The 26,397-nt window shown below is 63.0% G+C and carries 21 protein-coding genes; 9 read left to right on the forward strand and 12 right to left on the reverse strand.

All coding sequences use genetic code 11. The features are described from left to right. Positions 1-22 precede the first annotated feature (22 nt). Together map and L5849_RS06815 are read right to left on the reverse strand one after the other, a co-directional pair. On the reverse strand, positions 23-850 hold the full coding sequence (map, locus tag L5849_RS06810) for a type I methionyl aminopeptidase (protein ID WP_236924941.1): 828 nt from the start codon (positions 848-850) through the stop codon (positions 23-25). Positions 851-890: 40 nt separating this feature from the next. After that, entirely contained in the window at positions 891-1,709 is an 819-nt protein-coding gene (locus tag L5849_RS06815; protein ID WP_236924942.1) for a DUF4163 domain-containing protein, read from the reverse strand. A gap of 45 nt (positions 1,710-1,754) precedes the next feature. Here L5849_RS06815 and L5849_RS06820 point away from each other — a divergent pair, with 45 nt between their 5' ends. From L5849_RS06820 to L5849_RS06855, 8 genes are all read left to right on the forward strand, one after another. Next, positions 1,755-3,155, forward strand: a complete 1,401-nt coding sequence (locus tag L5849_RS06820) for a M17 family metallopeptidase (RefSeq protein WP_236924943.1) — start codon at positions 1,755-1,757, stop codon at positions 3,153-3,155. A gap of 74 nt (positions 3,156-3,229) precedes the next feature. Beyond that, complete coding sequence (locus L5849_RS06825; protein ID WP_115416175.1) at positions 3,230-3,583, forward strand: hypothetical protein; 354 nt, start codon at positions 3,230-3,232, stop codon at positions 3,581-3,583. Further along, complete coding sequence (argC, locus tag L5849_RS06830) at positions 3,573-4,511, forward strand: N-acetyl-gamma-glutamyl-phosphate reductase (protein WP_115416174.1); 939 nt, start codon at positions 3,573-3,575, stop codon at positions 4,509-4,511. The genes L5849_RS06825 and argC overlap by 11 nt, the downstream gene beginning before the upstream one ends. Before the next feature lie 168 nt (positions 4,512-4,679). Next, positions 4,680-5,018, forward strand: coding sequence for a P-II family nitrogen regulator (locus tag L5849_RS06835; protein WP_115416173.1), 339 nt, complete (start codon positions 4,680-4,682; stop codon positions 5,016-5,018). Positions 5,019-5,073: 55 nt separating this feature from the next. Then, positions 5,074-6,483, forward strand: coding sequence for a type I glutamate--ammonia ligase (gene glnA / locus L5849_RS06840; protein WP_115416172.1), 1,410 nt, complete (start codon positions 5,074-5,076; stop codon positions 6,481-6,483). Positions 6,484-6,713: 230 nt separating this feature from the next. Beyond that, entirely contained in the window at positions 6,714-10,205 is a 3,492-nt protein-coding gene (locus L5849_RS06845; RefSeq protein ID WP_236924944.1) for an autotransporter domain-containing protein, read from the forward strand. A gap of 244 nt (positions 10,206-10,449) precedes the next feature. Beyond that, the gene (locus L5849_RS06850; protein WP_236924945.1) at positions 10,450-11,448 is read left to right on the forward strand and encodes a hypothetical protein; all 999 of its coding nucleotides are present in this window, start codon (positions 10,450-10,452) and stop codon (positions 11,446-11,448) included. Positions 11,449-11,460: 12 nt separating this feature from the next. Continuing rightward, a complete protein-coding gene (locus L5849_RS06855) occupies positions 11,461-12,027 on the forward strand; it encodes a fasciclin domain-containing protein (protein WP_236924946.1) in 567 nt (188 codons plus the stop codon). 7 nt (positions 12,028-12,034) lie between these two features. Here the strand turns inward: L5849_RS06855 and L5849_RS06860 are convergent, their stop codons facing one another. From L5849_RS06860 to L5849_RS06875, 4 genes are all read right to left on the reverse strand, one after another. Beyond that, positions 12,035-16,246, reverse strand: a complete 4,212-nt coding sequence (locus L5849_RS06860; RefSeq protein ID WP_236924947.1) for a translocation/assembly module TamB domain-containing protein — start codon at positions 16,244-16,246, stop codon at positions 12,035-12,037. Then, positions 16,246-18,420, reverse strand: coding sequence for an autotransporter assembly complex family protein (locus L5849_RS06865; protein ID WP_236924948.1), 2,175 nt, complete (start codon positions 18,418-18,420; stop codon positions 16,246-16,248). Before L5849_RS06865 ends, L5849_RS06860 begins: the two co-directional genes overlap by 1 nt. After that, positions 18,386-19,228: an arginyltransferase gene (locus tag L5849_RS06870; protein ID WP_115416166.1), complete on the reverse strand. Its 843-nt coding sequence runs from the start codon at positions 19,226-19,228 to the stop codon at positions 18,386-18,388. Before L5849_RS06870 ends, L5849_RS06865 begins: the two co-directional genes overlap by 35 nt. A gap of 171 nt (positions 19,229-19,399) precedes the next feature. Then, positions 19,400-20,650 (reverse strand): threonine ammonia-lyase, encoded by a 1,251-nt coding sequence (locus L5849_RS06875; RefSeq protein ID WP_236924949.1) that lies wholly within the window; start codon positions 20,648-20,650, stop codon positions 19,400-19,402. A 106-nt stretch (positions 20,651-20,756) separates the two neighbouring features. Here L5849_RS06875 and L5849_RS06880 point away from each other — a divergent pair, with 106 nt between their 5' ends. Further along, entirely contained in the window at positions 20,757-22,406 is a 1,650-nt protein-coding gene (locus L5849_RS06880; RefSeq protein ID WP_236924950.1) for an amidohydrolase, read from the forward strand. Here L5849_RS06880 and tatC read toward each other — a convergent pair. The 6 genes from tatC to nagZ form a co-directional block, all read right to left on the reverse strand. Further along, positions 22,391-23,185, reverse strand: a complete 795-nt coding sequence (gene tatC, locus L5849_RS06885) for a twin-arginine translocase subunit TatC (protein WP_115416164.1) — start codon at positions 23,183-23,185, stop codon at positions 22,391-22,393. The genes L5849_RS06880 and tatC overlap by 16 nt on opposite strands. 1 nt (position 23,186) lies before the next feature. After that, complete coding sequence (gene tatB / locus L5849_RS06890) at positions 23,187-23,621, reverse strand: Sec-independent protein translocase protein TatB (protein ID WP_115416163.1); 435 nt, start codon at positions 23,619-23,621, stop codon at positions 23,187-23,189. Positions 23,622-23,645: 24 nt separating this feature from the next. Then, the gene (gene tatA / locus L5849_RS06895; protein WP_115416162.1) at positions 23,646-23,876 is read right to left on the reverse strand and encodes a twin-arginine translocase TatA/TatE family subunit; all 231 of its coding nucleotides are present in this window, start codon (positions 23,874-23,876) and stop codon (positions 23,646-23,648) included. A gap of 61 nt (positions 23,877-23,937) precedes the next feature. Beyond that, positions 23,938-24,555, reverse strand: coding sequence for an SMC-Scp complex subunit ScpB (gene scpB / locus L5849_RS06900; protein WP_236924951.1), 618 nt, complete (start codon positions 24,553-24,555; stop codon positions 23,938-23,940). Beyond that, positions 24,555-25,364 carry a ScpA family protein gene (locus L5849_RS06905; RefSeq protein ID WP_236924952.1) on the reverse strand — a complete coding sequence of 270 codons (810 nt, stop codon included), beginning with the start codon at positions 25,362-25,364 and terminating at the stop codon, positions 24,555-24,557. The genes scpB and L5849_RS06905 overlap by 1 nt, the downstream gene beginning before the upstream one ends. Continuing rightward, a complete protein-coding gene (nagZ, locus tag L5849_RS06910) occupies positions 25,361-26,383 on the reverse strand; it encodes a beta-N-acetylhexosaminidase (protein ID WP_236924953.1) in 1,023 nt (340 codons plus the stop codon). Before nagZ ends, L5849_RS06905 begins: the two co-directional genes overlap by 4 nt. Positions 26,384-26,397: the final 14 nt, after the last annotated feature.

The raw sequence follows: 26,397 nt of genomic DNA on the forward strand, positions 1-26,397 counted from the left end.
CCGTCCGCCCGCCCACGCTTCTTCAGTATGGCGGCTTATGCAGCCCTTTGGGGCTTTCGGTAAATATTTCCACGCCGTCTTCGGTAATCCCGATCGAATGCTCGAACTGTGCCGACAGCGACTTGTCGCGGGTCACAGCCGTCCAGCCGTCGCGCAAAATCTTGGCGTGGGGCCGCCCGGCATTGATCATCGGCTCGATGGTGAAGAACATTCCGGCCTTCAGTTCCGGCCCGGTGCCCGCGCGCGCGGCGTGGATCACCTCCGGCGCATCGTGGAACAGGCGGCCGAGCCCGTGGCCGCAGAATTCCTGCACCACGCCATAGCGGAACTGGCGCGCATGCGCTTCGATCGCGGCGCCGATATCGCCCAGCCGCGCGCCGGGCCTGGAAGCCGCCTCGATCCCCAGCATCAGGCATTCATAGGTGACCTCCACCAGCCGCTTGGCCTTGATCGAGGGTTCGCCGGCAAAGAACATGCGGCTGGTATCGCCGTGCCAACCGTCCAATAGCGGGGTCACGTCGATATTGACGATATCGCCTTCCTTCAGTGCCTTGTCCGAAGGGATGCCATGACAGATCACATGGTTGATCGACGTGCAGCAGCTATGCGTGTAACCGCGATAGCCCATGGTTGCGGGCACCGCGCCGGCATCCAGCATCATGGTCCGCGCCTTGTCGTCGATCTCGCCCGTGGTCACGCCCGGCTTCACGAAGCTGGTCAGTTCGTCGAGGATTTCGGCCGCCAGGCGACCTGCCTTGCGCATTCCCTCGAAGCCTTCCGGCCCATGGAGCTTTATCGTGCCGTCGCGATAGACGGTCTCTTCCGCGTCGATTACCTGATATTCGGTCATGCGGCCCACATAGGCGCTTTATCCGCCGATTGCGAGATACCTAACCGCGGACGCTGAAGGCATCCGCATATTCCGGCTTCACCGCGTCGATCACACTGGCTGTCACATCGAAGTCCAGTTCGTAATCGCCCTCGGCATAGGCGCCCGCGACATAGGGTCCGAAATAGACCGAAATGCGATCGAACGTCCTGCCATTGGAAGATCCGATCAAAATGCTGGCTTCGTCGAGCCCGGGGCATTTGTCGAATATGTCGTCGCTGCCCTCCTCGACTTCCATGCCGCGGCGTTTTTCCCGCGCTTTGTTCAGGGTATCGCACAAGCGCTGGCCAATGCCCTGCTCGAGCGCGACGGGCGAAGTGAACAGTTCGATCCCCTTCATGGCTTTTTCCGCCTCGCGGTCCCAGACCAGCGACTGGACACCATACATGCCGTGCGCTCCTCCGGAATAGGTCGCTAGGTGGCGCGACAGGCTGAGATAGCCGGGAATGTCGGCAACCACTTTCCATTCTACCGAGGTACTGTGCTGGCGCGGCGTCCATTCCTGTCCTTGCGCAGCATCCCAGTCCTCATCGGATTCTTCTTTTAATTCTTCGCGCACCCCTTTGGCCTTTGCCTCCAGATAGGCCGAGAGCTTCGGTTCGGCGGCTGCCTCGGCGGGCCAGGAATAGGCGAAATCGTATCGGTCCGTCTCCTCCGCGATGGATCGCGCCTCGGCTGTCGCTATCGCGCCTGCGGATGCGAGAGCCTGAGCGTCGCTGCTCTGGGGATCGGTGCCGTCTGCCGTCTCCGCATACTCCGCACCATCGGAGCAGGCCGCACTCGACAGGGCGAGCGAAATCAGGAACAGGGGCGCACGCATCGCGGTTTCCTTTACGAATACGATTTTTACAGGGACAGTCCGACTATGGCCGACAACCACGCGCTTATCCAGCCCGACCGGGGGCAGGAAGCGATTTCGATCCACCTGGTCAATCGTGAGGGCTTTCCCGAATGGATCAAGCAACTCTCTGCCGGTCAGCGCGCCGCGCTGGAGGCGCAGAAGTTCGACGGTAGCGGATATCAGGTCGGCATTGTTCCGGCGAAAGACAATGGCGAAGACGGCTGGTTCGCGGTGGGCGGCGTGGCCAATCCACAGGACCTTTCGAGCTGGTGCATGGCAAAGCTGGCCGAAAGTCTGCCCGAGGGGACCTATCGCCGCGCCGATGGCGAGCCCGGACCCGCGCTTCATGGCTGGCAGACCGCGCAATATGTTTTCGACCGGTACAAAAAGCCCGAACGACCGGTCGGCCCGCGCGTGCTGTTGACCAAGGATGTAAAGGCGATCGACGGCGCAGTGGCGCAGGCAAGGGCCGTCGGCCTTGTGCGCGACCTCGTGAATACGCCTGCCGAGGACCTGGGGCCGGCTGCGCTGGAGGAGCAATGCGAAAAGCTGGCCAAACAGCATTCGGCCAGCCTGACTGTGACCAGGGGCGATACCCTGGAGCAGGAATACCCCATGGTCCACGCCGTGGGCCGCGCCGCCGCACGTCACCATGCGCCGCGTATTATGCACCTGACTTGGGGCAAGGAAAGCGATCCGGTCCTCGCGATCGTAGGCAAGGGTGTGTGCTTCGACAGTGGCGGGCTGGACGTCAAAAGCTCGTCCGGCATGTTGCTGATGAAAAAGGACATGGGCGGTGCAGCCCATGCGATCGCGTTGGCCGAACTGGTCATGGGTGCGGGGCTGCCCGTGCGGTTGCACCTGCTGGTTCCGGCAGTCGAAAACGCGATCAGTTCCAACAGTTTCCGTCCCGGAGATGTGCTCAGATCCCGCAAGGGCCTGACCGTGGAGATCGGCAATACCGATGCCGAAGGCCGGTTGATCCTGGGCGATGCGCTGCAACGTGCAAGCGAGGAAAAGCCCGACTTCATCATCGATTTCGCCACACTGACCGGAGCGGCACGCGTGGCGCTGGGTCCGGAGTTTCCCGCGCTCATGACCCGTCAGGATTCCACCGCCGCAGCCCTTATAGCGGCTGGCAAGGCACATGATGACGAACCCTGGCGCCTGCCCCTGCCCGATGCCTATCGTGAATGGCTGAATTCCGACATTGCCGATATTCAAAATGCGCATGGGAATTCTTTTGCCGGAGCCAGCGTGGCGGGTCTGTTCCTCGACAGATTCGTCGGCGAAGGGATCGACTGGGCACATTTCGATACCTTTGCCTGGCGCCCAGTCGCCAGGCCCGGTCGCCCCAAGGGCGGGGATGCCTATGGACTGCGTGCCGCCTGGCACATGCTGCGCGATCGTTTCGGGGGAGGCTGAACGGCGTTGCCTTGCTTGAACAGTCCAGCAAGGCTAAGCGCCCGCAACGTTCACAACCGGATTCTTCACACAGCGTGACTGTTCCAGCCAGCTATTCCCTTCCCGAAAAGACTGTCGGACTGAAAGGCCGGGTCGAAAGGCCCGCCCCGGGAACGCTGCCCTTGCGTGGGGATCTGGCGCATATTGCGCTGGCGGAGGATTTTCTGGCCGCCCACTACGTCATTCCGCATGTGCGGCAAATCGGCCCGCAGCCTGTCGCGCTGAAGCTCGCCATGCGCGATGATGCCGATACCGGCGCCACGGTCGACGCAGGCGCGGAAATCGAATTGCTGGATTGCGCTGGTGACTGGGCATGGATCGCCTGCGGCCCCAAAGGGCCGAGCGGGTATGTCCGGCTTGACGCGCTGGCCCCTGCCAGTGACGCATAAGATCTTCATCGACGGCGCGGCCGGCACGACCGGCCTGGAAATCGCCGAAAGGCTCGAGGGCCGCAGTGAATTCGTGCTCCTCCGCCTCGACGATGCGCAGCGCAAGGATACCGGCGCGCGGCGCGAAGCGCTGAACGAAGCCGATATCGCCATTCTGTGTCTGCCCGATGATGCCGCGCGCGAGGCAGTGGAACTGATCGATCCGGCAAATGGCACGCGGGTGATCGACGCCTCGAGCGCCCACCGCACCGCCGAAGGCTGGTGCTACGGTTTTCCCGAACTGGTCGGGCGGGAGCGAGTCTCCGACGCCCGCCGGGTAAGCAATCCCGGCTGTTATCCGACCGGCTTTCTCGCCCTGGTAGCGCCGCTGGTCCGCGAAGGCATTCTTCCCGCCGACTGGCCCTATAGTGTCAATGCCGTGAGCGGCTATTCGGGCGGCGGCAAAGCTCTGATCGAGCGTTTCGAAGCCGACGGAGCGCCCGCTTTTCGCGCCTATGGCTACGATCTGGCTCACAAGCACCTGCCCGAGATGAAGACGCATGCCGGGCTCGAGCATCCGGTCCTGTTCGCGCCCTCGGTCGTCTCGGCATTCCGCGGCATGATCGTGGAAGTACCGCTGCACCTTGGTGCCATGGAAGGCGATCCGCATGCCGACAGCCTGCGCGATACGCTTGCGAGCTTCTACGAAGGCTCGCCGGTAGTGACGGTACACGGCAAGGCCCCGGTCGGCGAACTCCTGCTGGACAGGGATACCTCGCCTTCGGATGGCCTCGAACTGTTCGTTTTCGGCAATGAGGGCGGCTGGAACGCGCGCCTCGTCGCGCGGCTGGACAATCTCGGCAAGGGCGCTAGCGGGGCGGCGGTGCAAAATCTCAATCTGATGTGCGGCTTGCCGGAAACGGCGGGCCTGCGGCTGCCGAGTGCCTAAAAAACAGGCACTGCCTGTCCGCTCTTCGGGCACCATTGCCCATCCGCTCCTATCCGATCCACGCAAATCCGCCCGTTGCGCGTTTGGCACGGTTCTTGGAACACGGGCGAGCGCGATGCGTAAGTCACGTGCGATACGGGTACCTAAACTCTCGGGGGACACCGCCAGGTGAAAAAGATCGAAGCGATCATCAAGCCATTCAAGCTCGACGAGGTGAAGGAGGCGCTGCACGAAATCGGCGTGTCCGGCATCACCGTGACCGAGGCCAAGGGTTTCGGGCGCCAGAAGGGGCATACCGAGCTTTATCGCGGCGCCGAATATGTCGTCGACTTCCTGCCCAAGGTGAAACTGGAGGTCGTGGTCCCCGATGGCACTGCCGACCGCACCGTGGAAGCGATCGCCGCCGCCGCCCAGACCGGGCGTATTGGCGACGGCAAGATCTTCATTTCGCCGATCGAAGGCGCGCTGCGCATTCGCACGGGCGAAAAAGACGACGACGCAATCTGAGTTTTCGCGGGGACGACCCGCAACCGCAATTCCAGTTCAAACGGAGGCAATACCAATGGCAAGTGCAAGCGACGTCCTGAAACGGATCAAGGACGAAGGCATCGAGTGGGTCGATCTGCGCTTTACCGACCCCAAGGGCAAGTGGCAGCACCTGACCATGGTCGCGGGCGTACTCGGCGAAGACGAGCTCGAGGACGGCCTGATGTTCGACGGTTCCTCGATCGCCGGCTGGAAGGTTATCAATGAAAGCGACATGATCCTGAAGCCGGATCTCGACCGCGTCTATGTCGATCCCTTCAGCGCCGAACCGATGCTGATCGTCTTCTGCGACATCGTCGAACCCTCCACCGGCGAATGGTATGCCCGCGACCCGCGCTCGACCGCGAAGCGCGCCGAAGCCTACCTCAAGTCGACCGGCATCGGCGACACCATCTATGTCGGTCCGGAAGCCGAATTTTTCATGTTCGACGATGTCCGTTTCGAAGACGGCTATGCCGGATCGGGCTACGCCATCGACGATATCGAGCTACCGACCAATTCGGGCAAGGAATATGAAAGCGGCAACCTCGCCCACCGTCCGCGCGCCAAGGGCGGCTATTTCCCGGTGGCGCCCGTGGACAGCGCGGTCGACATACGCGGTGAAATGGTCTCGACCATGATCGAAATGGGCCTGCCCTGCGACAAGCATCACCACGAGGTGGCGGCCGCGCAGCATGAACTCGGCGTAACCTTCGGCACGCTCGTCGAGACCGCCGACAATATGCAGATCTACAAATATGTCGTGCATCAGGTCGCGCATATTTATGGCAAGACCGCGACCTTTATGCCGAAGCCGATCAAGGACGATAACGGTTCGGGCATGCACACCCATATGTCGATCTGGGACGGCGGCAAGCCGACCTTCGCCGGCAATCAGTATGGCGGCCTGAGCGAAAACTGCCTCTACTATATCGGCGGTGTCATCAAGCATGCCAAAGCACTGAACGCCTTCACCAACCCGACGACCAACAGCTATAAGCGCCTGGTTCCGGGTTTCGAGGCGCCCGTGCTGCTCGCCTATTCGGCGCGCAACCGTTCGGCTTCGTGCCGCATCCCCTATGGCGCGGGCGACAAGGCCAAGCGTGTCGAATTCCGCTTCCCCGACGCGATGGCCAACCCCTATCTCGCCTATGCCGCGCTGCTGATGGCGGGCCTCGACGGGATCACCAACAAGATCCATCCGGGCGAAGCGATGGACAAGAACCTGTACGACCTGCCCCCGGCAGAGCTCGCCGACGTTCCGACCGTCTGCGGCAGCTTGCGCGAAGCGCTCGAAAGCCTCGAGGCAGACCACGACTTCCTGCTTAAGGGTGACGTCTTCACCAAGGATCAGATCGAAGCCTATTGCGAACTCAAATGGGAAGAGGTCCTGCGTGTCGAAACCACGCCATGCCCGGCCGAGTTCGACATGTATTACAGCGCCTGATCCATCTCCGCCGATCAGGCGGATTTGATATCGAGAAGGCGGCTGGAGCGATCCGGCCGCCTTATTCGTTGGAAACCATGAAAAAGTGCGTCCTCACTGCAACATAACCCCGCAAAAAGGGTTCCTTGCTCCACCCAAAGCCCTTCCATTTTCGCCTATCTTGGGCCTAGAACATTCCCATGCGCGGTTCAGGGCCGCGCTTGCGAACCATTCCTGGAGGGGCTTTCGTAATGAAATCGAGTTTCAACCGTACGGGCGGTCGTCTGCTGGCGGGCGCCGCCACCATCGCTCTATCGACCGTCGCAATGAGCACGCCTGCTCACGCCATCGTGCCTAACGACAACTACACGCCAGACGATATCGTCGATGAAGATGAAGAATTTCGCGGCGTTGGTATGTTTTTCAGAAATGACGGTTTCGTCTGCACAGGTACTTTGATCAATCCGCGTACCGTGCTTTTCGCCGCGCACTGTGTGAACGGGGATGCAGACGATAATGTTGTCGATGCGACACGTTATCGCGAAGATGGCATACGCTCTGCCTTTTCGTTCAACTTCAATGCCCTGCCTGGCTTTCAAAACTGGTTCGCGAACGGTTTTGCCAGCAATCCGGATATCGCGGTCTTCAACGTCAATCGGATTTATTACGATTCGCGCTCACTGGAGGATCCTGCCGCGCAGGGTTTCTTGGAGGCCGATGTCGCAATTGCGAGTCTCGACACGCCGGCTGCGAATATCCCGACTTGGTCGCTGCTGTTCTCGCCGCTCCCCGCGCCGGGCGAAATCACCGACGAAGACGGCACCGGCTATCACGTGAACATTACCGGTTACGGTCGCACGGGCAATGGTACAGCTGGCGACATTCAGGCGATCGATTGGCGGCGTCGCGCGGCCGAGAACATGATCGGCGCCCTGACTTCGTTCGACTCGCGCAACGCCTTCCTTTTCGGCAATCCCGACAGCGGTTTGCCCCAAGTTCTCTATACGTTCGATTTCGACGATCCGAACAAGACCAACCCGTTCGACTTCAACCTTTTTAAGGATGAACCGCGTGAACGCGAGGCCACGACTGCTGGCGGCGACTCGGGTGGCCCGCTGATCCTCGACGCAGCGAACAATCCAATAACCAACGAAGATCTGGTGATCGGGGTCCTCTCTGGCGGTTCGCGCTTTTTCGGCCCACAGGTCTTTTCCAGCTATGGTACCCAGACCTACTATCAGCCCCTTTTCCTTTATTGGGACTGGATCTCTGCCAACAATCCCTATCGCTATGTCACCGCCAAGGCGGGTGACGGCAATTGGGAAGATGCCAGCCATTGGGAGACCACACTCGACCCCAATTATCGCATTATCAATGCTGACGGCGATATCGTAAACGGGGTCCCCACGTCGCCGGGTGCGGGGACGGAAGGCGATGCTCCGCAATGGGGTGAAATCTGTTTCGACCGCGAGGGCGATAATCCAGGTGAGGGCTGCCAGGACCTATCCGACGGAGAAGAAACACCCCCGGCCCGCAATGGCGATGATACGACGACTTCGGCGATCGGCGAAGTCGATAGCGAGGTGCTCAACGCGCTGGGTGGCGGCAAAACCAAGGCATCGCCTGAAGCTGTCGCTGCTGCAGATGGCACCACTGCCGGTGGCCGCGGTGCATTGGCTCGTGATGGTCTGATCATGGCCAACGAGCCGCACAATGGTGGACCGGAATTCGCGGAAGAGGTCGCGCATGGTAACGGAGGTGTCGAGTTTGCGGAAGACGCTCCGCACGCGAGCGATGGCGGCGAGCCCGAATTCTCGGGCGATCCGCTTCCGGATCCTACGCTTGACAACGGCCTGCCCAGTGCGACCGACTTCGTGCCAAACAATATCGACCCGGTTGTCAGCGACGATGCGGACGTTAATGTCGATCCACGCTATTTCGATGTGACCCTCGCCAATGCGGGCACCACAACACTTAGCAGCGATGTTACTATCGACCGTCTCACCGTGCGCAGCAGCGCTGGCCTCAACATCACCGCAGATGGCAGTCTGACGTCGCTGATCGACATCAGCCAGTTCGGCGGAACGATCACGGTGAATGGCGGGCTGACTTCGGTCGGCGACTACACGATCTTTGGCGGCGCCCTGCAGGGTGGCGGCACGATCACCGCGCCGTTCGTCACCAACATCACTGGTGCGATATCGCCGGGCACGATTGGCGGCATCGACACGCTGACCATCGATGGTTCGGCCGTCCTCTCCTCCGGCTCCACCCTGATGATCGACATCGGTCCCGACAATACGTCGGACCTGCTGGCAGTCACTGGTGAAGCATCGATCGGCGGCGTTGTAGCCGTGGGCGCGGGTATCACGCAGCAGGTCAATGGCCTTGGTCAGGAATATACCATCCTGACTGCCGCTGGCGGTGTTACCGGAACCTTCGAGCAAGGTGAACTGTCGGCCATCCTGCGCCAGAATTTCAGCTATACCGATACCGCAGTGCTGATGGAGATCATCGCCCTCAGCTACACCACGGCGATCGACCGGAACGATCCGGTTCAGCTCGGCTATGCACGTCTGTTCGACCAGAACCGTGGCAATGCCGCCCTGGCCGAGCTTTACGGGCTCGACTTCGCCGATGCGGCCACCATCCAGGCGACCTTCACCGGCCTGGCTCCGGTTGCGGAATCGGCAGCCCTGCAGTTGACCGCCCAGTCGTACAACAACCTGCAGTCGTTCAATGCTTCGCGGCTGCGTGAGTCGACCCTGGAGAGCTCGGGTGGCACCATCGCCACGCTCGGCAATCCGATCCAGACGGCGCAGATGCAGGTTTCGCGTGGCAGCCAGCCGGTCACGGCTGGTGCCCTCGGCCTCGACCAGGCAAGCGAGCCCACCCGGGTCCGTGATGGCGCCATCCGCGAGGACGTCGCCATCTACCTCGCGGGCGGCCTGCTCAACGGCGAGGGCGAGTCGATGCCGGGCTACACCACGGCGGACACCGACGTCGACGGCTACTTCTTCGGCGGCGGTATCGAGTATTTCCCGAACGAAAGCTCGATGGTCGGCCTTTCGGTCTATTACTCGGACCTCGACGCGGATGTCGTGCTCGATCAGGAAGCCGAAGCCAAGATGATGGCGGTCTCGCTCTACGGTAGCGCGAAGACAGTGGACGGCTTCGTCATCGACGGCCAGGTCAGCCTGACCGATCTCGATGTCGACACGCGGCGGACGGTGGCGTTCCTGGGTGGAACGCAGACGCTGACCAGCGAGAGCAGCGATGGCGGCCTCACCGCAGCGCTTGGCCTCTCCTACGATCTCGAAGGCCCGCTCGGCACGATCTCGCCGGGGATCGAGCTGCGCTACGCGGATCAATCCTTCGACGTCGTTACGGAAACCGGAGGGCCGCTCGCCTTGCAGATCACCCGCGAGGACTTCGAAAGCCTCCAGGGCCGGATCGGTCTGGACTATCAGAAGGTCAGCAGCGGCTTCCAGCTCGATGCCAATTTCGACTTCGTGCACGAGTACAAGGACGGCCCGTACTGGTTCGCCGCTAACTTCGCGAACGGAACCGGCCCGGGCGCGATCTTCCCGATCGCCAGCCCCGACAAGAACTGGGCCGAAGCAGGGCTTTCGGCGCAGGTCCGCAGCGGAGCGGCAAGCTTCGGCCTCGGCGTCGACACGACAATCGGACGCAAGAATGCCAACGCGCAGACTTATCGCGCCACGGCTACTTTCAAGTTCTGATTTAAAGACGCTTTTTGCTCGAAAGGAATGGGCCGTCCGGGAAACCGGGCGGCCCTTCTTTTGTTCGGTCGGACAATAGCTTCGCGCGGCTTGTCCGTAGTGATCGATGGCTCTCGCGTGTTCAGGCGGCACGACGACGGGAGGCGATCCATCCGCAGTTTGGCCCGGAGCACGCCGGGCGAGCGGAGACCTCATTCGGAACCGGAACGCGCCCGCTCCCGTTACAGGCAAAAGGAGTTAACAAATGAGACTTTTGCTTGCTGGCGCGGCAGCCCTCGCGCTCGCCGCAGGTAGCGCCCATGCCGATCCCGGCAAGGGCAATGGAAATCCGAAGGCCGCCGAACAACGCGGCCCTTCCAAGGCGGATCGCGGCAAGGCCGACCGCTCCGACAGAAGAGTCGATGTCCACGATAATCGCGGCTGGGCCGATGCCGTCGACAGACCGACAGGTCCCGGCGTTACAAAAGATCGCGCCCCGCGTGAGAACCGACGCGCCAAAGACAAAAACGCTGAACGGCATGTCGGCGCCGTGATCGAAAAGCGTATCGACCGCAACGCCCTTGCACGCGAGACGACCGGGCCACGGCTCCGCAATATCGAGCGCGTGCGTTTCGACCGTGATCGCGCATTTCTGACGCGGGATCGCAATCGCAGCGCTATCGCCGGATGCCCGCCGGGTCTGGCGAAGAAGCGTAATGGCTGCCAGCCCCCGGGGCAGGCCAAGAAATCCACCTATCGAAATGATCGCTGGAATGGCTACGAATATCGGCCCGGCTTGTTCGGCCTGACCAATTACGCTCCCGGCTCCTATTTTTACCGCGATGGGTACCTCTTGCAGCGCGGCGGAAGCGGCAATATCGCCGGCTACATTCCGCTGCTCGGCGGAGCGCTGGCGATCGGGAATGCGTGGCCTTCGACCTACGAGAGCTATGCCCTGCCAGACTATTATGTCGACTATTACGATCTCGGGCCGGTTTCGTCATACCGTTACGCGGACAATGTCATTTATCGGGTCGACCCGGAAGACGCCGCGATAACGTCTGTGGCGGCCTTGCTGACCGGCGATGAATTCACCATCGGGCGTCCGATGCCGTCGGGATACGATGTTTACAACGTGCCCTATTCCTACCGGGATCGGTATTACGATACTCCGGAAGCCTGGTATCGGTATTCGGACGGTTACGTGTACCGGATCGACCCCAAAACACAGCTTGTGGCAGCTGCCATCGATCTGCTGGTTTGAGGAGGGCACGACATGATAAAGACATGCAAAACCGCCCTTACCGCATTCGCATTGGCCTCGTTACCGCTGATCGCGGCATGTGGTGAGCAAGACGAGACGCCTGCCGAAACCGCGACACGCGACGACGGCACGCTCACGCTCGCTGCTGGCCTCGGCGCGGACGAGCAATTGGATACACTGCGCAGGGCCATTGAACAGTCCGAGCTATCAGGCGTATTCGAGGGGGCGGCAAGCTATACCATGCTCGCGCCGCGCGACGCAGCATTCGAAGCCTTGGGCGAAGAGGGCGCCGATCTCCTCCGGGAAGAGCAACGCCCGCTCCTCGTCGCAATTCTGCGCGATCATTTGCTGCCCGGTCATCTCACTCCGGAAGCGATTGGCGAGGCGATCGATCAGGCCGGAGGCCCCGTCACGATGACCACACTCGGCCAGACAACGGTTACGTTCGACAGAGACGGAGAGCAACTGAGCGTCGCAACGGGCGACACATCTCGCGCTGCTTTTGCAGGAGCTGCCATTGCCGCGAACAATGGCGTCGTGATCCCCATCGATGCCGTTCTGCTCCCGCCTAAAGGCTGAGGGGTGCTCAATAATCGCGGCTGATCTCGGCGACAACGCTCTCGCGTCCGACGGTCGAGACAGCCGCCAGCAATGACAACCAACTGGTGACGCGGAACTCCACCTCGGTCGCGCTGTAACCACGCCCATCGGTGATGATTTCCGCATAGAACCGGCGGCCGAAATTCTTGCCGAGAGCGACCCCCGTACCGCGGCCGAGTGCCGGGTCCGCACTGACGATCCGCAGACGGTCCAGGCCGATCGCACTGCGAAGCTGGTTGATCGGGTCCATGCCACCGCCACCGCGCAGACTTGCCACCGCCGCGCCGAGTTGCACGGCATCAGTGGCGGAGAGGCTGGTGACAGACCCGCCGAACAGCAAGCGGGCGAGCAGTTCCTCTTCGGGCAGGGCCGGGTTGGAGCTGAAGGCGATTTCCGGCTGCGTGGCGCTGCCCCTCACTGTCGCTTCCACGGTCAGCCCGTCGCGCTGTGTCTCCGCTCGGATATCCAGTCGGGGATCGACCGGCACATTCTCGTCGAATTCGATCTCGCCGCGGGTAAGCTCGAACCGTGTTCCCGCGAAGGTATAGTCGCCGCGGACCACTTCGGCTCTGCCGCCGATCCGGGGATCGTCGGTTGTCCCGCGCAAGATGACGTCCGCCGACCATTCGCTATCGAGCCCCATGCCGTCGACATCGATACGGCTGGCAGCCCGCGCATCGATAAGATAGCGCCACGGCCTCCCGGGGGCAGCTCGCGGAGCCCGGCCCACCGGTGCATTAACCTCGCGCGTGACGATTTGCGGCAGTCTCAGGTCGTCGGCGGCGGTGCCGAGCCGCCAACTCGCCCGGTCGATTCGAACACGGCCGGCGATGGTCCCCCCCAGGCCGTTGGATACGATCCTCAAGGGACCAGTAACCGTGGCGCTCAATCCGCCGGTATCGATCAGTTGCGCGTTTTTCGCCGAAGCGCGCAGATCGATGATCGGGCCGCGAATTTCCAGCACGCGGCCCTCCACCGATTCCCCCAGAGTGCGCAGGTCCACAATGCCGCTGCCGCTGACACTGCCGCCCGTGGCTGGGCTGCCGGCAAAGCGCGTCAGTTGAAGCCGCGAGCCGCGGAAGCTGCCGCGCATGGCTATGTCGCGAATATCGGTACCCGAGAGCGAGCTGCGCAATTGCAGATCCTCGCCCGAGATCGAACCACGCACCGTGGGATCCTCGAGGCTGCCCGAAGCGTCCGCAGCGATATCGATCGGTCCGGTGATGTCGAAAGTGTCGAGAGCGGCAAGGCGCCACAGGCTTTCCGCCGCACCGCTATAGCGCAACTGGCCGAAAAGGCGTCCGGCTCGCAACCGGTCGATGAGCATTCCCTTGGACGGTAGACCCGTAATCCGCGCTTGTACGCGGCCGCGGCGGATGTCGTCATTGCGCAGCAGCGCGCGCGCTTCGAGTTCGCTCTCGCTGAGGCGCGCCATGAGCGCCACATCGACCGGCCGCGATGTGAGGACGAGGCCGGACCGGGTGAGGCCGTCAATCCGGACCTTGGCATCCCCCACCGGTAGCCCGTCGGCCCCGGTCCGATAAGCCACAGTGCCGGAGATTGTGCCGCCCAATCCGGTATCGGCCCGCACGATATCGATGAGGGAGAGCGGCATACGCGCGAGCTTGAAATCGAAATCGAGGTCGCCGCCGCCAAAGAGACCCGAAGCGATCAGACCGCCGTCGCCATAGGATAGCTGAGTGGGCGAAAGGCGCCATCCGCCTCCCTCCATACTGGTCAGGACAGCTCGGCGCGGCATGGAGATGCGCCTACCCCCGAACTCGCCCTGTGCCGCCAGCGCGATCTGCTCGGGACGGATGCGAGCATTGAGGTCGAGCACGAAACGTCCGCTGCGCCTGCCCGCCAGCGAAGCATCCACGCGTCCGACCCCGTTTTCGATCTCGCCCTGTGCCGCGAGCCGGGAGATGAACAGCGTACCATAGGACAGTCCGGCGGCAGTGCCCGAACCCGAAAAGGTCGTATCGCCCTCGCGAATGAGGCCCGCGGCTTCGAGATTTCCCCGTGCTATGCGCAGGGGCGTGTCACCACCGAAGCGCGCATTGCGCGCCTGCAGCGCGATGTCGAGCCCCTGTCCGCCATTGCGCGGCGCGAGTGCGACCGTCCCGTCAAGCCCGCCGCCGCCGAAAGCCAAGGTGCCATCCACACCGCCATCGACCAGCGTGACTGCGCCGGTAACAGCGGTGTCGGATACGCGCATGCGTTCGATCGCAATGCGCGTTGGGCCATCTTCCGGTGCGATCAGCCCCAGTTCGCCGACAAAGGGGCCGAGGACGGAACTGCCCTCGGTCTCGATGGCAAATCCCTGATCGCTGGGCGCTATCGCCACGCGGACGTTTTCCAATCCGGTCGCCGGTCGTGCGAACACCAGCGCCGCGCTGGGGCCAGCGTCGGCGACGCTGGCTTCGATAGTAAAGTCTCCGAAATCGACATGCGTGCCTGCCCCGGCGACGCGGGTCGTGCCCTGCGCGACACTCCCGTCCAGAGCAAGCCGCACCTTGCTTGCATCGACACGCAATCGATTGAAATCGAGTGGTGCCGAACCGCCCACCGCGATGCCCCCCCGAACGCGTATCGGCGCACCGGCCAGATTGGCGAGAGTGGCATTGGTAACGGGCGCAATCCGCGCATCGACATCCGCCGCGAGGCGCCAGGGCGATCCCGGTGCCAGGACGAGATCGATCATGGCCGTACCGCCTGCGGTGCCGATATTTTCGAGCGTGAGCCCGCGCGCCTGTACGGGGCCGCGCACCTGATAGCGCCCGCGGGACAAATCGCCGCGCAGGGCCAGATTGGCCGAGGTCCCCCGAAAGGCAATTTGCACATCGTCGGACAGCAGAGTCGACCCGCTCAGCACCAGCGTGCCCCGCCCCCTGCCATCGACCAAGCGAGGATCGAGCAGAGTATTGCCGCTCGTCACCCTTGCCAGCGACAGGTCGAGCGGGAGCGTCCAGCGCGTGCCGTCATAGCGGGCGGTTCCCTGCTGCCGCAGGTCGGTGAGCAGCGTACCGCCAAGGTCCAGCTCTTCCACGCGGAGATCGTGGACAATCGCAAGGTCGCGGAAAGGCCCGTCGAGCGTGGCCGTCAGGCTAGTACCGCGTAAAGCAAGACCGTCGCCCAGCAGATCGGGATCGCGCACGAATGCCTCGACCTGGAGCTCTTCGGCACGGTTCTCGCCCAAATCGACGAGACCGGCTGCATCGAGACCGATACCACGCCCGATCATCCTGGCCTGGCCATCGAAGATACGGCTGTCGATCGCCAGTTCGGCCTTGAAGGCTACATCGTCCCCTAAGGCCTTGGCCGGGGTTCCGGACAGGAAACCGGAAGGATCGAATTTGCCGAGCAACCCAAAGACGCCTGCCCGGTTGGTGATGCGCATGGCGGCGACACGCTCGCCCTCGTTGCGGACAAGCAGTCCGCCGGACCACCGCGACCATGTACCGTCGCCGCGAATGGAGGCGGTGTGCGGTGTATCGACACCGGCCAGAGCGGCCAGCGGTCCATCCGCTGCCGCAACGACATCGAGCGACAGGTCGAAATCATCGCCATCGGGTTCCGCGTCAACCAGCAAGGCGACCCGGTCGCGCCGTCCGAGCCGCCCGTCGACATCGACCAACAGCCGACGGTCGGCGACCTGCGCACTGCCCGCAAGATCGACGCGCTGCGCATTCTCGCCAGCTATCCCCGGAGCCAGGGTGAGCTGGTCGATCTCCAGCTCTTCGATCGAGATGTCGAAGCCGGGCAGGATCGGCCCGTCCTCTTCGCTTGGGAGAAACTCCGGAATACGCGCCATGACCGCGCGCCGCGCGGCGAATGTGTCGATTTCAAGCCGGTTCGAAAGCCATGCACCTGGGTTCCAATCGATTTCCGCCCGTGGAATCGTAAGAAACACGCCTTTGGGATCGGACAGGCGAACATCGTGCAAGGTGGCTGCGCCGTACAAATTGCCTTCGATCCGGCCGATCTGGATGTTCAAGCCATTGGGAAACGTCCGCTCGGCAATGCGACTGGCCAGGAAGCGTTCGCCCAAAGGCGTGTTGAGCAATACGAGTGCTCCGGCAAGGAGCAAGACCAGTGCCGCTACCGCCCCCAGCAGCCATTTGCCTGGCCGTCCGGACCGGCTGCGGCGCGCGGGTGCCATATCCTCTGCCGCCGGATCGCGTATATCCTCGGTCATCAGAAGGCCTGCCCCAAGGAGATATAGACCCCGACAGCGGAATCCTCCGGTTCGGGATTGAGCGGGATGCCAACGTCGAACCGGATCGGTCCGAAGCCGGTTGTATAGCGTAGGCCGAGACCCGCACCCATCTTGATTTCGCCGAAATCGGGCGTGGCTGAGGTCGATACACTGCCGAGATCGAAGAACGGCACGACCGAAACCGCGCCGTCCAGAAACCCGGTCCCTATTCTCGCCTCGATCGAGGCTTCGACGAGGCTGCGCCCGCCAATCGGTTCCATGAACTCGTTCTTGGGGCCGATCGCCTGATAGCCATAGCCGCGGACCGAGCCACCGCCTCCGGCATAAAGCCTGCGCGACGGCGCAACCCCGATCAGATCGGCACCCTGAATGCTGGCGAAAGCGGCGCGTGCGGCAAGTATCGTCCGGTCCCCGATCGACTGGTAATAGGACGCATCGACCCGGTTGCGGAGGTAATAATATTGTTGCCCCCGCGTGCGCGAGGTTTCCGGAGCGAGGAAGCCGGTCACGCGATAGCCACGCGTGGGATCGAGCAGGGAATCGCTTGTATCCAGCGTGGCGCGGCCGAACAGCGCTCCGACGAAATAGGTCTGGCGCGGGCGGGCAATTCCGTCGACGATCCGGTTGCGCTCATCGGTGGCGAGCACTTCCGCTCCGACGCCCCAGGCCAGCGGCTTCTGGAACAGCAGCGTCGATGTGCGTTCATACGTGCCCGTCAACGCCACCGTGCGCGCGTCATAGGCCACCGTATCGATACTGGAAGCATAGGCATCGACAGTGAGGACCTTGTCGCGCCCGCCGAAATTGTTCTTGCGGAAGGTGATCCCGGCAAGCTGTTCGCGCGTGCCCAGGATGCTGCGCAGTCGCAGCGCGCCTTCGGGCGGAAACAGGTTGCGATGCTCCCAGCTCGCCTGGATGCGAACACCCTCTTCCGAACCATACCCGATTGCGCCCGAGATAGTGCGCAGCTTCGCCCGCTCCATCGTAACATCAATCGCAACCACGCCGGGTTCGTCACCCTGCGGTGGCTCTACTTCGCGCACTTCGACCCCGGCGGTGGACACCAGGCCAGTGGCGGTCACTGCACGGCGAAGATCGAATTCCAGGCTGCGTTGATAGACGTCGCCGGGATCGAACCGGGCGATGCTCGCCAAGTGGCGGCTGGAAAGAAACGCCTCGTCGCTGCTGATCACTTCGCCGAAAACATATTTGCCGTTCGGTCGTACCGGCATGGTCAGGTCGCCCTCGACCCGCTCGTGATCGATCAGCAGTTCGGGCTCGTCGATTTCGGCAAAGGCGTACCCGCTTTCGCCCAATGCCCGATCGAGGTCGAAGCGCTCGGCGATGATGGTATCCGATTGCAAATAGTCCCCGGTCTCGATCCCGAAGGACCTGCGCAGCGAAACGGCGTCGGATGCCGTGCCGAGCTCGCCCAGATCGACCACGCCGACCTTGTAGCGAGGCCCCGGCACGATATCGAACCGCACACGGGGTCTCTGCACGGCCGCATCTTCACCCGCATCGCGTGTGCCGATAGTACGAATGATCTCGCCATCGTAATAGCCGTAGACGCGCAGCAGATTGCCGAGCAGTTCTTCGTCCTCGCGCGCCCGGGCGGCGAGCTGGGCGACGTTTTCGTCGCCACCGCCGAGCTCCTCGATAGTCGAAAGCGCTTCGAAGCGATCGACGAAATCACCCCTCTGGCTGAACGGCGGCTCCTTCTGCGGAAAGCCGAGGACCAGTGTCGAGGACAGTTCCTCGAGCTCGGCCTCGTCGACCGCGATCTGCGGCGCGCCTTCGAGCAATTGCGCAAACTCGATATCCTGCTCGGGCTCGAGCGACTGAAGCGGCTCGAGCTCGATATCCTCAGGCCAAGCCACCGACATGCCGGGCAGTTCGGCGATCGGCGCCTCCAAGTCCGGGCCGGCAGGTACATCCGTTTCGGAAGCGCCCGGATCGTCGGTCCCTCGCCGAGCCCAGTCGTCGGAATTCTCGACTGCTTCGTCGGGTATCAGATCCTCGAGCGATGGCGGCGCAACACTGTCCTGCGCGGCGAGCGGCGAAGCAGTCGAAAGCGCGATGGCGGCAGCGCAGGCGCCAAAGGCCAGCCCTATCCGGTCACTCCGCGATCTTGTATTCCGCAGCGAGGCCATCTTTGGCCGGAAGAGCGTCATCCCGCCGCTTGGCGCGGGGAGCCGTAGCGACGGCGATGAGTCGTTTCTGCTCATGCTCGGGCATGCGTTCCCATCCACTGCGGCCGAGCCGTTCGAGCGGGCGGTAGCGAATTTTGTACTGCATCCGCTCTGCCCCTTCGACCCAATAGCCGAGATAGACGTAAGGCAGTCCGTTTTCGGCGGCACGGCGGATATGGTCGAGGATGATGTAGTTTCCAAGCCCTGCGCGATCCTTATGATCAGGGTCGTAGAAGCTGTAGATCATCGACAGCCCATCGCCCTGGTAGTCGGTGAGACAGGCTCCGACCAGACGACCCGGTTCGGCGCCGATCCCCGGCTCCCGATATTCAATGACATAGCTGGATACGCTGGTGTGTTCCACCATATCCGCAAAGTCGGTCTCTTCCATCTGCGTCATTCCGCCACCCGGATGACGCGCAGCGAGATATTTCCGCAACAGATCGAACTGTTCCGAGGTTGCCCAGGGTCGACATTCGGTGGCGATCAGATCGTCATGGGCCTTCAGCGCGCGCTTCTGGCTGGAGGATGGCCTGAATTCATCGGCCACCACACGAACCGATACACAGGCCTGACAATCGAGACAGGACGGGCGGTAGGCAACCGTCTGGCTGCGGCGGAAGCCGATCCGGCCCAGAGCTTCGTTCAGTTCGTCGGCATTGTCGCCGCGCAATTCGGTGAAGACCTTTCGCTCGCTCTTGCCCGGCAGATACGGGCACGGTGCGGGGCTGGTTACGAAAAACCGGGGGAAGCGGATCGGGGCGGTCACTTGGCGCTGCGTCCTCTCGAAGGCTAAGAAATCCTTACCTGTTGGACGTATCAATGCCAGAGCCGGACCCGCGTTAAAACCCTCTTAACCATGAAAAACGGGCCTTGCCCGCCGACTAGCTCGAAAAGCGCGCCGAACCCGAGGATTTTCGGCGATGTCCGGGCGTGCCATTCAGGCCAGCTCTGCAAGCTCCACGCTGTAGCCTTTTTCGCGAAGCGCACCCACCAACCGGTCGATCTGCTCCCCGTCGCGGGCTTCGCATTCGATCTCCGCCGTCAGCCCTTTCGCCGGCAAAGTGGTGAAAATGCGCTGGTGGTAGATCTCGATGATATTGACGTTATGCGCGTTGAATTCGCGCATCACCTTGAACAAGGCCCCCGGGCGATCCTGCAACACGATCTGCAACCGCGCCAGGCGGCCCGAACGGGCCAGATCGCGCAGCAGGACGTTGGCGAGCAGGCGCGTGTCGATATTGCCGCCACACAGGACCAGCCCGACGGTCTTGCCCGCGAATTTTTCTGGATTGGACAGCACGGCCGCGAGCCCCGCCGCCCCTGCGCCCTCGACCACGGTCTTCTCGATCTGGAGCAGCAGCGACACCGAATGCTCAAGCTTCGGTTCCTTCACCAGCAGCACCTCGTCGACCAGTTCGGCGATGATCTGACGGGTGAATTGGCCCGGCGCCTTCACGGCGATCCCTTCTGCCAGCGTATCGCCACCGCAGGGGCGATCGTCTCCGGTCACGGCGGAATACATCGACGGGTAGAGTTCGGCCTGCACCCCGACCATTTCGATTTCGGGCTTCACCGCCTTGGCGACCGTCGCCATGCCGCTCATCAAACCGCCGCCGCCGATCGGCACGACGAGACAATCGAAATCATCCTTGTCCGCGAGCATTTCGAGCGCGACCGTACCCTGCCCCGCCGCCACCAGCGGATCGTCGAAGGGATGGATGAAGGTGAGCCCGCGCTCTTTCTCCAGCTCGCGCGCATGAGCATAGGCTTCGTCGAAAGTCTCGCCATGCAAAACCACATTGCCGCCCACGCTTTCGGTCTGCATCACTTTCACGCTGGGCGTGGTTTGCGGCATGACAATCGTGACCGGCACGCCAAGGCGGCGACCGTGATAGCTAAGCCCCTGGCTGTGATTGCCGGCCGAGGCAGCGATCACGCCGCGCGCCTTCTGTTCATCGTCGAGATGCAGTAGCGCATTCAATGCGCCGCGCTCCTTATAGGCGGCGGTGAACTGGTGGTTTTCGAATTTGAGCCAGATGTCGGCTCCGCAAATCTCCGACAGTGTTTGCGAGTGAAGCATGGGCGTGCGGACCACCGCGCCTTCGATCCGGGCCGCAGCGGCGCGGACATCGTCGAGAGTCAAAAGCTCGGTCGCCTTGGAGGCGCGCACGGGAGATGCTTCGGTCATGGATCGCCCCTACGGCCCGCTCCGCTCCGACGCAATCGCCGAAAGGGTTTGCCTCGCGCAAGCTATGCCTTATCGCGGGCGCTCTAATCCGGAGGGGCCGCCTCAGATGAAGTTCAAATATCTCGCCAGTGCCATGGCGCTGGCAATCGCCGGGCCGACACAGGCTGACGTACTGATCGACAATGTCGAAGGGATCACCATCGGTGCGGATGGCAAAATCCAGCGCTTTACCGCGCTGGTGATCGACGATGACGGCAAGGTCGCGCAAATCCTCGAATCGGGCGAGAAGAAGCCACAGACCGATTACCGCGAGAATGGCCAGGGTGCGGTGATGATCCCAGGCCTGATCGATGCCCATGCACATGTCATGGGGATCGGCATCGGCGCGCTGACGCTCGACCTGTCGGATACCAATTCGCTTGCCGAAGCGCTGGACAAAATCCGCCGGTTCGCTGCGGAAAACGAAGCCCGCCCCTGGATTCTGGGACGCGGCTGGAACCAGGAAAAATGGGGGCTGGGCCGCTTTCCCACCGCTGCCGAACTCGACAGCGCGGTCGCCGACCGCCCGGTCTATCTGGCGCGCGTCGACGGACATGCCGGCTGGGCCAATACGCTCGCCATGCAGGCGGCGGGAATTACGGCGGCGAGCGAAAGCCCCGCCGGTGGCCGGATCGAGCGCCTGCCCGGTTCGCGGCAGCCCTCGGGCGTCTTCGTGGATGCCGCCGAAGAGTTGATGCGGGCGGCCATCCCGGCCCCGCGACCTAACGAGCGCGACCTCGCCTTTGCCGAGGCACAGAAAGTCCTGCACCGCCATGGCATAACCGCCGTCGCCGATATGGGCACCACGATCGAGGACTGGCAGGCCTTCCGCCGGGCGGGTGACAAAGGGGCGCTGACGCTGAGGATCATGGCCTACGCGGCAGGGCCTGAACAGATGGAACTGATCGCAGGCGCGCGCCCCTCGCCCTGGCTCTACGATGATAGGCTGCGGATGAATGGGGTTAAGCTTTACCTCGATGGCGCCCTGGGCAGCCGCGGGGCATGGCTCAAGCGCCCCTATGCCGACGATCCGGGCAATACCGGTCTGCCGATTACCGGCCCGGCCAAGCTGCGCAACATCCTCGTGCGCGCCGCCCAAGGCAATTTCCAACCCGCGATCCACGCAATCGGCACGGCGGCGAACGCGGACGCGCTCAATGCCATTGCGGAAATCGCCGAGAGTTTTCCCGGCGACCGCCGCTGGCGGATCGAGCATGTCCAGATCGTCGATCCGGTCGACCTGCCCAAGCTCGGCCGGAATGGTATCATCGCCTCGATGCAGCCGGTGCACCAGACCGGCGACAGGCTGATGGCGGAGGCGCGGCTCGGTCCGGACCGTCTCGAGGGCGCCTATGCCTGGAACAGCATCCTGCAATTGGGCGGGCGGCTGGCCTTCGGGTCGGATGCACCGGTGGAATCGCCCGATCCCTTCGCCGGCCTCGCCGCCGCCACCACGCGCATGGACGCCAATGGCGAGCCTTTCGGCGGCTGGCGCCCGCAGGATCGGGTCAATCGCGAGCAGGCGCTGGCCGGCTTCACCAGCGAAGCCGCCTATGCCGGTTTTGCGGAAGGACGATTCGGCAGGCTGCTACCGGGCGAACGGGCCGACTTCGTCCTGATCGACCGCGATCCGCTACTGGCGACGCCCAGCGAACTGCGCGCGACGAAAGTGCTCGAAACCTGGGTCGGCGGACGCAAGGTCTACGACGCGGACTGAGGTTCCTCGGGCTTTCCCGCTTCCGCCTTGCGCCGCTTCTCGGTCAGTCGCATCAGCACGAGCGAGCCTTCGAACAACAGCAGCAGCGGGATCGCCAGCAATAGCTGCGAGCCCGGATCGGGCGGCGTGATAATGGCGGCCAGCGCGACCACCCCAACGATGACGTAGCGGCGTGCGGAAACGAGCTGGTCGCGCGTCACGATACCTGCCCGGTGCAGGAGCAGCAGCAACACAGGCAACAGGAAGCTCATCCCGAAAGCGAGAATGAACTGCATCACCAGGCCGAGATATTCATTCGCGGTCGGCAGCGCCTGGATCTCGAGCCCGCCCGCCGTGCCTTCGAAGCCGAGGAACCAGCGGAACGCCGTTGGCATCACCACGTAATAGGCCAGGGCCGCGCCCATGGTGAACAGGATCGGCGTCGCCAGCAGAAAAGGCAGGAAAGCCTTCTTCTCTTTCGCATAGAGCCCGGGCGCAATGAAGGCCCAAAGCTGGTTGGCAATGATCGGGAAGCTGAGACAGAACCCCGCGAACAGCGCCACCTTCAGCTCGACGAAGAACACCTCGTACAGCTTGGTGAAGATCAGCTGCCCCTCGCCTTCCGCGAAGGAGTTCTTCAGCGGCTGGATGAGAAAGCCGAGGATCGGATCGGCGAAATAGAGGCTGATGCCGAAGGCGATCGCCAGCGCGAGCACGCAGCGCACCAGCCGCGCGCGCAATTCGATCAGGTGATCGAGCAGCGGCGCCTGTGTCTCGTCGATATCCTTGATGACGGCCATGTCAGGCGTCCTTGCCCGCGTGGGGCGGGTCGAGCGGCAATGGCGGTTCGTTCGAATGCTCGGGCGCTTTCACCGGCGCCGCGCGCTCGATCGCCGCCTCGGCCGCTGCGTCCGCGTCTGGGACCTCGCCCGCCGATGACAGCGGCTCCATTTCGTTGGGCAGCAGGTTCTCGGGCGCCCCGGCCTCGGGCGTCGAACCGTCGGGATATTTGGCCATGATGTCCTTGTTCCGCGCGGCCCACTTCTCTTCCATTTCCTCGATTTCCGCCTGGCGGACGACCTCGTCGAGTCCGGCGCGGAAATGGTTCGACATGCGACGCAGCTTGCCGATCCAGCGGCCTGCGTGACGCAGTGCCTTGGGCATGTCCTTCGGGCCGATCACGAGAATCGCCACGATGACGATCACCAGCAGCTCGCTGGCGCCGATATCGAACATGGCCTGCCTCGCCTTCTCGCGAACTTACTTGGTGTCGGTGGTTTGCTGCTTGACCTGGTCCGGCGTCAGCCCTTCGTCGGCGGGCTTCGCCTCGTGGCCAATCTGCTTCGCAGGCGCCTCGTCTTCATTCATGCCTTGCTTGAAGCTTTTTATGCCCTTGCCGAAATCCCCCATCATTTCGGAGATGCGACCCCGACCGAAGAGGACGAGGACGACGATGGCGATAATGGCGATCTGCCAGACACTGAGACCCATGGGACCTTCTCTTTCGAATTGCTTGGATACGAATATAGGCGCTGGCGCAGCTTAGCGCCAGTCAAGCTTTGTCGGTGGCCTGTTCGGCGCTCTCGGGACCCTCGTCCGTTTCCTCCGCCGCAGTGTCCGCGATGAGATCTTCATAGGCATCTTCTACAGGATCGAGCAGGCCGGTCGCCCGCAATTCCGCGATTCCGGGCAGGTCGCGGCGGCTCGACAGGCCGAAATGATCGAGGAATTCGGGCGTCGTCGCATAAATCGTCGGGCGCCCAGGCACTTCGCGCCGTCCGGCGATCTTCACCCAGCCCGCCTCCATCAGCACGTCGAGCGTGCCACCCGATGTCTGCACGCCGCGAACCGATTCGATCTCGGCGCGGCTGACCGGCTCGTGATAGGCGATGATCGCCAGCACTTCGGTCGCCGCGCGGCTCAGACGGCGGAGCTGCTCTTTCTCGCGGCGCAGAAGATGCGCGAGATCGGGTGCGGTCTCGAAATGCCAGCGCTTGCCGCGCTCGACGAGGTGGATGCCGCGTTTTTCGTAGTCTTCGGCGACGCGGCGCAACGCCGCGCGGACATCGCCCACCGCTGCATCGCCGAGAAAGCCCGCCAGTGCTTCTGCCGTCATCGGTTCTTCCGCAGCGAACAAGGCGGCTTCGACGGCGCGGACGAGGTCGTCCATCAGCCGGGCATCCGGCGCAGGCGCAGGGGTCCGAAAGTATCCTCCTGCTGCAATTCCGCCTTGCCCAGCCGCGCCAGTTCGAGCGCCGCAACGAAGCTGGAAGCCAGCGCGGAACGCTTGAGCCTCGGTTCGGCATGGGGCGGAAGAAAATCGCGCAGTTCCATCCAGTCCAGCGTCACGCCAAGCATGTTGGATACCCGGTCGAGAGCGGATTCGAGCGTCATGACAGGCCTTTCGCGGACCATATGGATGGCCGGCGCGGTGCGTGCCTTTACCCTTCCATATGCCTCGATCAGCGCGAACTGATCGCAGCGCCATTTCGTTTTGCGCACGATGTCGAGACCTTCGGGGTTGCCGCGCAGGAACACGTCGCGCCCAATCCGGTCGCCCCCCATCAACCGCGCTGCCGCATCGCGCATCGCGCCAAGGCGCTGGAGGCGCAGCTGCAGCTTGAGCGCAAGCTCTTCTGGACTGGGGTCTTCCTGCTCTTCCTTGGGCAGGAGCATCGCCGATTTGAGATAGGCAAGCCACGCCGCCATCACGAGATAGTCGGCTGCCAGTTCGAGCTTCAGCGCTTCGGCGCGGTCGATATAGCCCAGATACTGGTCGACCAGCGCCAGGATCGAGATCGACCGCAAATCCACCTTTTGCCGCCGCGCGAGGTCGAGCAACAGGTCGAGCGGGCCTTCCCACCCGTCGAGTTCGAGATAAAGCGCATTTCCGTCGTCCGGCCCGTCCCGCGCGATGCCATCCCATTCCTCCTGTGTGCTCGGATCGGGATCGGCGAACAGGAGGCCGTCGCTGGTCATGCGGCGCGGCCCTCGGCGATTGCCAGCAAGGCATCGCGCTTCGCGAGCAGTGCTTCGGTATCGGTGCCGTCTTGCGCGTCGCACATGGCCGCATGCACGCGTTCGAGCCGCTCGCGGGTCTTTGCATTCATGCTTCCGCAGCGCTCGGCAATGGCGATCTGATCGTCCATTTTAGCCCAGCAATTCAGCACGATGTCGCAACCCGCCGCCAGCGCGCGGACCGAACGCTCGGCAATCGTCCCGTCCAGCGCCTCCATGTCGATATCATCGGACAGCAGCAGACCGTCGAAACCGATCTTACCGCGGATGATCTCGCTGATAACGGTTTTCGAGAGCGTTGCCGGGTTTTCCGCATCCCACGCCTCGAACACGATATGCGCGCTCATCCCCAACGGATGAGCGGCCAATGTGCGGAACGGCTCTATGTCGATCGCGAGTTCCACATCGCTGGCGGCGACATGCGGCAGCTCCTTGTGCGAATCGCAGGTTGCACGGCCATGCCCGGGCATGTGCTTGAGGCACCCCACGATGCCCGCACGGCCCATCCCGTCGAGCACTGCGCGCCCCAGCGCCGCGACCTGCATCGGTTGGCTGCCCAGCGCCCGATCGCCAATCACATCGTCGGTTTCCGGGCGCCGGACATCGAAGGGTGCATGATAATCGACCGTGATGCCCATTTCGGCAAGCTCGCGCCCCATGGCCTCGGCATTGACCCGCGCCGCTTCGATCGCGGACGCCGGGGCGATCTCCCACAGCCTGGCGAATGCCTCGCCCGCCGGATAGCGCTGCCACTCGGGCGGTTTCATCCGGACGACACGGCCGCCTTCCTGATCGATCGAAATAATGAGTCGGTCGCGGCCATGGATCGCGCGCAGATCGTCGGTCAGCTTGCGCAATTGATCGCGGTTATCGCAATTGCGCGCGAACAGGATGTAGCCCGCCGGATCGGCGTCCTTGAAGAAGGCGTGTTCCTCGGCTGTCAGGTCGAGGCCGGAAATGCCGAAAATGGCGGGTGTCATGCACGGTACGGTGA

Source organism: Erythrobacter sp. SN021 (assembly GCF_021864455.1).

What these genes read in the sequence shown, in the direction of transcription:
- map (WP_236924941.1), bottom strand. Translation starts at nt 850, where the DNA reads ATGACCGAATATCAGGTAATCGACGCGGAAGAGACCGTCTATCGCGAC.
- L5849_RS06815 (WP_236924942.1), bottom strand. Translation starts at nt 1,709, where the DNA reads ATGCGTGCGCCCCTGTTCCTGATTTCGCTCGCCCTGTCGAGTGCGGCC.
- L5849_RS06820 (WP_236924943.1), top strand. Translation starts at nt 1,755, where the DNA reads ATGGCCGACAACCACGCGCTTATCCAGCCCGACCGGGGGCAGGAAGCG.
- glnA (WP_115416172.1), top strand. Translation starts at nt 5,074, where the DNA reads ATGGCAAGTGCAAGCGACGTCCTGAAACGGATCAAGGACGAAGGCATC.
- L5849_RS06845 (WP_236924944.1), top strand. Translation starts at nt 6,714, where the DNA reads ATGAAATCGAGTTTCAACCGTACGGGCGGTCGTCTGCTGGCGGGCGCC.
- L5849_RS06850 (WP_236924945.1), top strand. Translation starts at nt 10,450, where the DNA reads ATGAGACTTTTGCTTGCTGGCGCGGCAGCCCTCGCGCTCGCCGCAGGT.
- L5849_RS06855 (WP_236924946.1), top strand. Translation starts at nt 11,461, where the DNA reads ATGATAAAGACATGCAAAACCGCCCTTACCGCATTCGCATTGGCCTCG.
- L5849_RS06860 (WP_236924947.1), bottom strand. Translation starts at nt 16,246, where the DNA reads ATGACCGAGGATATACGCGATCCGGCGGCAGAGGATATGGCACCCGCG.
- L5849_RS06865 (WP_236924948.1), bottom strand. Translation starts at nt 18,420, where the DNA reads ATGGCCTCGCTGCGGAATACAAGATCGCGGAGTGACCGGATAGGGCTG.
- L5849_RS06875 (WP_236924949.1), bottom strand. Translation starts at nt 20,650, where the DNA reads ATGACCGAAGCATCTCCCGTGCGCGCCTCCAAGGCGACCGAGCTTTTG.
- L5849_RS06880 (WP_236924950.1), top strand. Translation starts at nt 20,757, where the DNA reads ATGAAGTTCAAATATCTCGCCAGTGCCATGGCGCTGGCAATCGCCGGG.
- tatC (WP_115416164.1), bottom strand. Translation starts at nt 23,185, where the DNA reads ATGGCCGTCATCAAGGATATCGACGAGACACAGGCGCCGCTGCTCGAT.
- tatB (WP_115416163.1), bottom strand. Translation starts at nt 23,621, where the DNA reads ATGTTCGATATCGGCGCCAGCGAGCTGCTGGTGATCGTCATCGTGGCG.
- tatA (WP_115416162.1), bottom strand. Translation starts at nt 23,876, where the DNA reads ATGGGTCTCAGTGTCTGGCAGATCGCCATTATCGCCATCGTCGTCCTC.
- scpB (WP_236924951.1), bottom strand. Translation starts at nt 24,555, where the DNA reads ATGGACGACCTCGTCCGCGCCGTCGAAGCCGCCTTGTTCGCTGCGGAA.
- L5849_RS06905 (WP_236924952.1), bottom strand. Translation starts at nt 25,364, where the DNA reads ATGACCAGCGACGGCCTCCTGTTCGCCGATCCCGATCCGAGCACACAG.
- nagZ (WP_236924953.1), bottom strand. Translation starts at nt 26,383, where the DNA reads ATGACACCCGCCATTTTCGGCATTTCCGGCCTCGACCTGACAGCCGAG.